This is a genomic window from Streptosporangium carneum (assembly GCF_027922005.1).
Classification (GTDB): Bacteria; Actinomycetota; Actinomycetes; order Streptosporangiales; family Streptosporangiaceae; genus Streptosporangium; species Streptosporangium carneum.
The window spans coordinates 109,306-116,074 of the sequence record NZ_BSEV01000026.1 but is presented as its reverse complement, the minus strand read 5'-3'; the positions used below and the strand labels follow the sequence as shown (position 1 = coordinate 116,074).

Here is a 6,769-nt window from a genome sequence, read left to right as displayed (position 1 = left end):
GATCTGGCTGCCCATCAGCAGCGGGATCGGGGCACCTATGATGGCGGCCTTCAGCAGGGTCTTGCGGCTGATGCCCCTGGTCTCATTCTCATCGTCGAGGTCCTCGACGGGGTAGTTCTCGGCGTCCACAATGGCCTCCTTGGCCTTCGGGGGGTCGTGCCTGGTCGGCCTGGCGACCGCCACGACACCGACGAGGCCGGCGAGGGCCGGAGCTGTGCGATGCCGCTGCGGGCGACCAGGCTGAACCCGGCAGCCTGGACTGGACCAAAGCTGACACCGCTCGCGAAGAGGTTGAACCCTACAATTTTCTATAACTTCACGATATGGACTCTTTCCTAGTAAGAGACCAGGTCAAGGCGTTTGCAGATGATTTTCATCTCGCAGCAGCGACTTAACGTCAGCACAAAACCCTCGACAAGGGGTGTCCGTAACGCCGTGCCACCTCGACCGGCTCCCGGCATGACCTGGATCGCGGCCCGTGCCGCACAGGGACGCCGGAGCCGTTCCCGCTGGCAGGCGCGCCGGAGACCGCTCTCCCGGGGCTCCTGCCGCTGCGCGGCGAGGCCCGGGCCGGGGGACGAAGGGAGCAGGGCATTGTCCGAAGTGATGGTCGTCGAGGCGCCGCAGTGGCAGGGGTCGTCCTCGGCCACGGCCCATCGGCTGGAGCAGGGGGCGTCCCTGCTGGCCGCCATGGTCCCCGACGCCGAACGGGTGCGGGTGCCGACGGGCCCGACCCTCACGGAGACGGCCGCGCGGATCCGGGCGGCGCTCTCCCGCGCCCGGGGCCGTCTCGTCGTCACGGCAGGAGGAGACTGCGGCGTCGAGCTCGAACCCGTGGCCGCCGCGGTGAGACGGCACGGCGACCGGCTCGCGGTGGTGTGGTTCGACGCCCACGGCGACCTCAACACACCGGGGTCCTCCCCGTCCGGGGCCTTCCACGGCATGGTGCTGCGCGCGCTGCTCGGGGACGGCCCGCCGGGACTGACGCCCGTCCCCGCGCTCAGGCCGGAACAGGTCGTCCTGGCCGGGGTCAGGGCGCTGGACCCCGCCGAACGCGACCACGTCCGCGCGGAGGGGATCGCCCACGCCCGCGTGGACGAGCTGTCGGCGCTGGAGGACCTGGTCGCGAGGACGGGCGCCGAGGCCGTGTACGTCCATGTCGACCTCGACGTGCTCGACCCGGACGTGTTCCCCTTCGTGGGCGTTCCCGAGCCCGGCGGGATCCTCCCCGCCGAGCTCCTGGCGCGGGTGACCGCCCTGGCGGAGCGCTTCGAGATCGCGGGACTCGGGATCACCGAGTACGAACCCTCGCGGAAACGGGCGGACGGCATGCTCGCCGGCCTCGTCGCCGGCCTCGTCGAGGCCTGTCGCACGTCGGCGGTCAGGCAGATCGAGCGGCGGGCGGCGGCGGCCTGGCCCGCGGCGGTCGTCGAGGAGGAGCACGGCTGGCTGCTCAGGCACACTCCCGGCGTGACCCGCCAGCGCTGCAACTCCGCGCTGCCGCCGCTGCCGTGGCCCCTCGCCGGCGGGTTCGAGCACGTCGAGAGGTTCTACGGCGAGCGCGGCCTGCCCGTGCGCGTCCAGGTCAGCCCGGCGGAGCGGCACCGCGAGCTGGACGAGTTCCTGGCGGCCCGCGGCTACAGGCACGGCGGCGCGACCGCCGTGCTCACGGCGGCGACCCAGGACGTCATCGCCGCGACGACGACCGGGACCGGCGCGGCCACGACGGCGACCGGAATCGCCGTCCCGGCGACGGCTGAGGACGTCACCGCCGTCGCCGTGCCCGGGGAGGGCGCCGTGAGGGCATCGCCCCCGCCGGTCGACCTGACGGACGAGCCCGGATCCTGGTTCGGCGTCTTCGCCGAGCTGGACGGTCACGACGACAGCGCGGCCGTCTGCGCGGAGGTCGTCTCCCGCATCGCCTCACCCGCCGCCTTCCTGAGCGTCACCCTCGAGGGCCGGGCCGCGGGAATGGGGTTGTTCGTCGCCGACCGGGGGTGGGCCGGGGTCTTCTGCATGGCGACCGCGCCGGAACTGCGGCGCAGGGGCGTGGCGACCGCACTGCTGGGGGCCGGCGCCCGATGGGCGCGCGAGATGGGCGCCGACCGGCTGTACCTGCAGGTGGAGCGCGACAACGAGGCGGCCGTGCGCCTGTACGCCCAGGCCGGTTTCGTCCACTCGCACGGCTACCACTACCGGGTCGGCTCCTGAGGGGATCTCCGAGGCGCTCCGGGCCCGCGACAGGCCCGGGGCGATGAATTCCTACCGGATAAAACGGAAAACCCTCGTCGGAAAGGGCCGCCGAGGCGATTCCACGCCGCCGAGAACCCGGCCGCCCATGGCTCCCGGCGGGATGTTGACGCCCCCCGGGAGCGGGCTTATCTTTTCTTTAAAGAAAGTTTCCTAACCATAAATTCGCTGGTCTGCTGCGGTGGCTTCGTCTGTCCCGTCTCCGAGGCGGACGACGGGCCCCGGCGCAGGCACGCCCCCTTCCCCTCCCCTCTCCGCCCTCCCTCCCCCTTCCGGCCCCGGACGGCCGCAACCTCAGCGCGGACCTCTACGGCAGGCGACACGCACGACGCTCACCCCACCCCCCAGGAGTCATGCATGAATGCCAGAAGACGGGCCTCCGCCGCCTGCGCCACCGCGCTCCTGACCGCGGCGATGGTGGCCGGGACCGCCTCCAGCGCCTCCGCCGCCCCCACCGGCTGCAGCTACCAGGTCGACCACGCCACCTCGACGGCCAGCAGCTACTGCGCGAGCGGCACGGGCGAGCACCGGGTCTTCGTCCTGCAGAAACACTTCGACCCGAGTGTTGGCTACATCCCGATCTACAGCGAATGGGCACCCGCGGGCTCGGTTTCCTCGACCCACATCACCGGCCACACGATCATCAGCGTCCAGGTCCAGACACGCTGACGTCCCGTCCTCCCGCTCTCCCCGTACGGCCGTGCCCGCCCCCTGGCGACACGGCCGTAGTCGTCTCCCCCCCTCCCGGAGGCCGAAGAAGAAGGGCGTCACCTCACGCGGGAAAGGCGCCACAGGAAGGAGACCGCCGGAAAGCGGCAGTCCCGGCGTGACATTCACGGGAAAGAGATCCTTAAGAGATCCTTAGCGACGGATACCCAGTCCGAATACACCGCACCTGCGGTGATTCGCGAAGTATGATCAACACCCTGACCTTCGTCGACGGAGGAGTCGCGGTGACGGAGTTGGAACGTGTTCCCCCGGGCGTCGACCCGAACGTGCCCAGTTCGGCTCGCGTCTACGACTACCTCCTGGGGGGCAAGGACAATCTCGCGGTCGACCGCGCCTTCGCCGACCGGCTGCTGGCGGTCGCGCCGGACGCCCGGACGACCACCAGGGCCAACAGGGCGTTCCTGGTCAGGGCGGTGCGGCTCATGGCGAAGCTGGGCATCCGACAGTTCATCGACCTGGGCACCGGCATGCCCGCCTCCCCCAGCGTCCACGAGGTCGCGCACGGGATCGACCCTTCGGCCTCGGTCGTCTACGTCGACTACGACCCCGTCGTGTGCCTGCACGCCGAGGTGCTGCTCTCCAGTGGAGAGAACGTGACGAGCGTCCAGGCGGACATCCGCAGGCCAGGAAGCGTCATCAAGGATCCCGAGGTCAACCGGCTGATCGACTTCTCGGAACCGGTCGGGCTGCTGATGGTCGGGGTGCTGCACTTCGTCACCGACGAGGAGGACCCCGCAGGCCTCGTCGGTGAGTTCGCCGACCGGATGGCCGGGGGAAGCCACCTGGCGATCTCCCACGCGATGGCGGAGAGCGCCCCGGAGGCACGCGCCCAGTGGTCGGCCGGAACGGCGAACTCCCCCACGCAGTCCACCTTCCGCTCGCACGCCGAGGTGCTCGCCCTGCTCGACGGGTTCGAGCTGCTGGATCCGGGCCTGGTCCCCGTGCAGGACTGGCGCAACGACGAACTTCCGCTGTTCCCCGACGACACACCGCCCCGGTTCAGGATCGACGGCGCGGTGGGCCGCCTGGGACGGCGGACCGCCGGGAGAGGAGACGACCGGTGAGGGTCGCCGTCGTCGGAGGAGGCCTCGGCGGCCTGACCGCCGCCCTGCTGCTGAGACAGGCCGGAGTCGAGGCCACCGTGTACGAGCAGGCGTCGGAGCTGCGGGAGGTCGGCGCGGGCATCATCGTCGCCCCCAACATGGTGCGCCCCCTGGTGCGGGCGGGCCTCGGCGAGCGGCTGCCCGACTTCGCGGTGAGGCTGGAGGCCGCGTGGGAGTTAAGACGCTGGGAGGACGGGCGGGTGCTGTTCTCCCAGCGAATGGGGGCGGAGTGTCGCAGGCTGTACGGCGTCGACTGCTATGTGGCGCACCGGGCCGACCTGCTCGCCATGCTGGCGTCGGCGCTGCCGCCCGAGATGGTGCGGCTCGACCGGCGGCTGACCGGTCTGCGGCAGGACGGCCGCGAGGTCGAGCTGACCTTCGTCGACGCCCGGGGGGCGGAGAGCACGGTGGCCGCCGACGCGGTCATCGGCGCCGACGGGATCCACTCCGTCGTGCGGTCCTCGATCGTGGCCGAATCGTCCCAGGAACCGGCGCGCTTCTCCGGGCTGTGCGCCTACCGGTGCCTGGTCCCCGCCTCCGACGCGCCGGAGCTGATGGTCAGGCCGGTGCAGACGATCTGGCTGGGGCCGGGCAGGCACTTCGTCCACTATCCGGTCAGCGGGGGACGGCTGGTCAACGTCGTCGCGGTCGTGCCCGCGGGCGACTGGCGGCTCGAGTCATGGACGGCGGACGGCCGGCTGGAGGACCTGGCGCGGGAGTTCGAAACCTGGGATCCCCGTCTCGGGCAGCTGATCGCCGCCGCGACCGAGACCAAACGCTGGGCCATGTACGACCGCGGCCCCCTGGAGAGCTGGACCGACGGGCGGGTCACCCTGCTCGGGGACGCAGCCCACGCGATGCTGCCCTTCCTCGGTCAGGGCGCCTGCCAGGCGGTCGAGGACGCGGCGGTCCTGGCGGAGTGCCTGCGCGGGGCGACGCCCGAGACGGCCGCGCGGGCGCTGCTGCGCTACGAGGAGATCCGCAAGCCGAGGGCCACACAGGTCCAGCTGGTGAGCCGGGGCCGCGAGGTGCAGAACCACCTTCCCGACGGCCCTGCCCAGCGGGAGCGCGACGCGGCCTTCGCCGACGGCGACCCGCTCCGGCAGAACGCCTGGCTGTACGGCCACGAGGTCGAGGCCGACCTGGTCGGCTGACCCTGTCCGCCCGCCGCGGCGCCGGCGGGGCCGTTCCCGCCGGGAGAGGGGGCCTCCGGTTCCCGGGAGGCGGCCGGCACGCGGTTGCGGGGGCGGCGGGTGGCCGCCCCCTGCGGGTTCAGTCGGTGACCTCGACGCCCTTCCAGAAGGCCACCCGTCCCTTGATCTGGGCCGCCTCCTGCTTGGGCTCCGCGTAGTACCAGACGGCGTCGGAGTTGTCCTCGCCCTCGACGTGCAGCGTGTAGTAGTTCGCCGTTCCCTTCCAGGGGCAGAATGTGGTGGTGTCCGACGGCCTCAGGTACTGAGGGGAAACCGATTCGATCGGGAAGTAGTGGTTGCCCTCCACGATCACGGTGTCGTCACTTTTCGCGATGACCTCGCCGTTCCAGCGCGCAGTAGCCATGCGCCAAGGCTCGCACACCGCGGGCCCGGTGGCCACCGTCCCGTTGCTCCCGCCCCGCCCGCGAACGCGGGCGTTCAGTGCCTGAACAGGTCCAGCAGTTCCGCGCCTCTGTGCGTGCGGACGATCCACACCTCGCGTCCCCGCCGCTCACGGCTGACCAGGCCCGCCGCGACCAGCCGTTCGCAGTGGTAGGTGATGGCGCTGGGCACCATCCCCGCCCCCGCCGCGAGCGCGCTCATCGTCATCGGCCGCCCCAGGGAGTGCAGCAGCGCCGCGCGCACCGGTCCGACCAGCGCCGACAGCTCGTCGACCGCCCGTGCGTCGTTCCCCCGCCACAGCGTGTCGGCCCCGGGAACCGGATAGGCGATCCACACCACGTCCGGATGGTCCAGGTTCACGATCACCGCGTCGCGCCCCGCCAGCATCGGGACCAGGATCATCCGGCGGTCGCCGAGGTCGTAGCTGCTCGCCTCGAGGTCCCCGATCAGCAGTCCGCCCTCGCCGTACCTGATCCGCTCGCTCAGCGAGCTCAGCAGCACGTCCAGGCCGCCCCTGACCACCGCGGTGCCGACGCGTTCGATCTCCCGGTCCAGCAGAGGAGCGGCGCGCTCCCACAGCGGGCCCATGACCCGCCACACGTCCCCCAGCGCCGTCGCGTACCCCGCGAGCCACCGCCCTGGCCGGTCCGCGGCGGGGCGCCAGTGCTCGGGCACCCGCTCGCCGCCGAACGCCTGCTCGAGGTCGGCGATCAGGCGCTCGCCCGAGACCTCGCGCAGCAGGGCCACCTGCGACTCGACCGAGACGTCCCCGACCGGCGTCTGCGGCACCACGCTGTCGGGCACGACCGAGTATCCCGGGGCTCCCAGCGGTCTGACCGCCTCCCGCCCCTGGACGCTCACCGCCTCGCGCGTCGCGCGCCGCCACGGCTCGGGCAGTCCCCTCCGCCGCCCCGCCAGCGCGTCGGCGATCACCGCCAGCGCCGTCAGGTTCGGCGAGATCGACACCGAGACGTTCGGCGCCGAGGAAACCCGCAGCTCACTCCACACCCGCGTGCCCACGTTCGTCGCCCCCATTTCCGGAACCCTAACCAGCGGAAGACCGGAAACCCACACGTTTCATGAAATCTAGAA

General features: G+C 71.8%; 6 protein-coding genes and 1 pseudogene. 4 read left to right on the top strand and 3 right to left on the bottom strand.

Features of this window, described 5'->3' with window-relative positions; all coding sequences use genetic code 11:
- Positions 1–183: pseudogene (locus PKF00_RS35990) on the bottom strand (hypothetical protein); the annotation flags it as partial.
- Between the two features lie 420 nt (positions 184–603).
- Here PKF00_RS35990 and PKF00_RS35985 point away from each other — a divergent pair.
- The 4 genes from PKF00_RS35985 (at position 604) to PKF00_RS35970 (ending at position 5,236) form a co-directional block, all read left to right on the top strand.
- Positions 604–2,211, top strand: a complete 1,608-nt coding sequence (locus PKF00_RS35985; protein WP_271222194.1) for a GNAT family N-acetyltransferase — start codon at positions 604–606, stop codon at positions 2,209–2,211.
- Between the two features lie 396 nt (positions 2,212–2,607).
- Positions 2,608–2,919 carry a hypothetical protein gene (locus tag PKF00_RS35980; protein ID WP_271222190.1) on the top strand — a complete coding sequence of 104 codons (312 nt, stop codon included), beginning with the start codon at positions 2,608–2,610 and terminating at the stop codon, positions 2,917–2,919.
- Between the two features lie 245 nt (positions 2,920–3,164).
- Complete coding sequence (locus tag PKF00_RS35975) at positions 3,165–4,043, top strand: SAM-dependent methyltransferase (protein ID WP_271222189.1); 879 nt, start codon at positions 3,165–3,167, stop codon at positions 4,041–4,043.
- Entirely contained in the window at positions 4,040–5,236 is a 1,197-nt protein-coding gene (locus PKF00_RS35970) for an FAD-dependent monooxygenase (RefSeq protein ID WP_271222188.1), read from the top strand. Before PKF00_RS35975 ends, PKF00_RS35970 begins: the two co-directional genes overlap by 4 nt.
- A gap of 118 nt (positions 5,237–5,354) precedes the next feature.
- On the opposite strand, the gene PKF00_RS35965 is transcribed toward PKF00_RS35970, so the two are convergent.
- Both PKF00_RS35965 and PKF00_RS35960 read right to left on the bottom strand, forming a co-directional pair.
- Positions 5,355–5,639, bottom strand: a complete 285-nt coding sequence (locus PKF00_RS35965; protein ID WP_271222187.1) for a DUF427 domain-containing protein — start codon at positions 5,637–5,639, stop codon at positions 5,355–5,357.
- A gap of 74 nt (positions 5,640–5,713) precedes the next feature.
- Complete coding sequence (locus PKF00_RS35960; RefSeq protein WP_271222186.1) at positions 5,714–6,712, bottom strand: ArsR/SmtB family transcription factor; 999 nt, start codon at positions 6,710–6,712, stop codon at positions 5,714–5,716.
- Positions 6,713–6,769: the final 57 nt, after the last annotated feature.

Bases quoted from the DNA above. Each gene is read 5' to 3' on its own strand.
- PKF00_RS35965 (WP_271222187.1), bottom strand. From the start codon at position 5,639: ATGGCTACTGCGCGCTGGAACGGCGAGGTCATCGCGAAAAGTGACGAC.
- PKF00_RS35960 (WP_271222186.1), bottom strand. From the start codon at position 6,712: ATGGGGGCGACGAACGTGGGCACGCGGGTGTGGAGTGAGCTGCGGGTT.
- PKF00_RS35980 (WP_271222190.1), top strand. From the start codon at position 2,608: ATGAATGCCAGAAGACGGGCCTCCGCCGCCTGCGCCACCGCGCTCCTG.
- PKF00_RS35975 (WP_271222189.1), top strand. From the start codon at position 3,165: ATGATCAACACCCTGACCTTCGTCGACGGAGGAGTCGCGGTGACGGAG.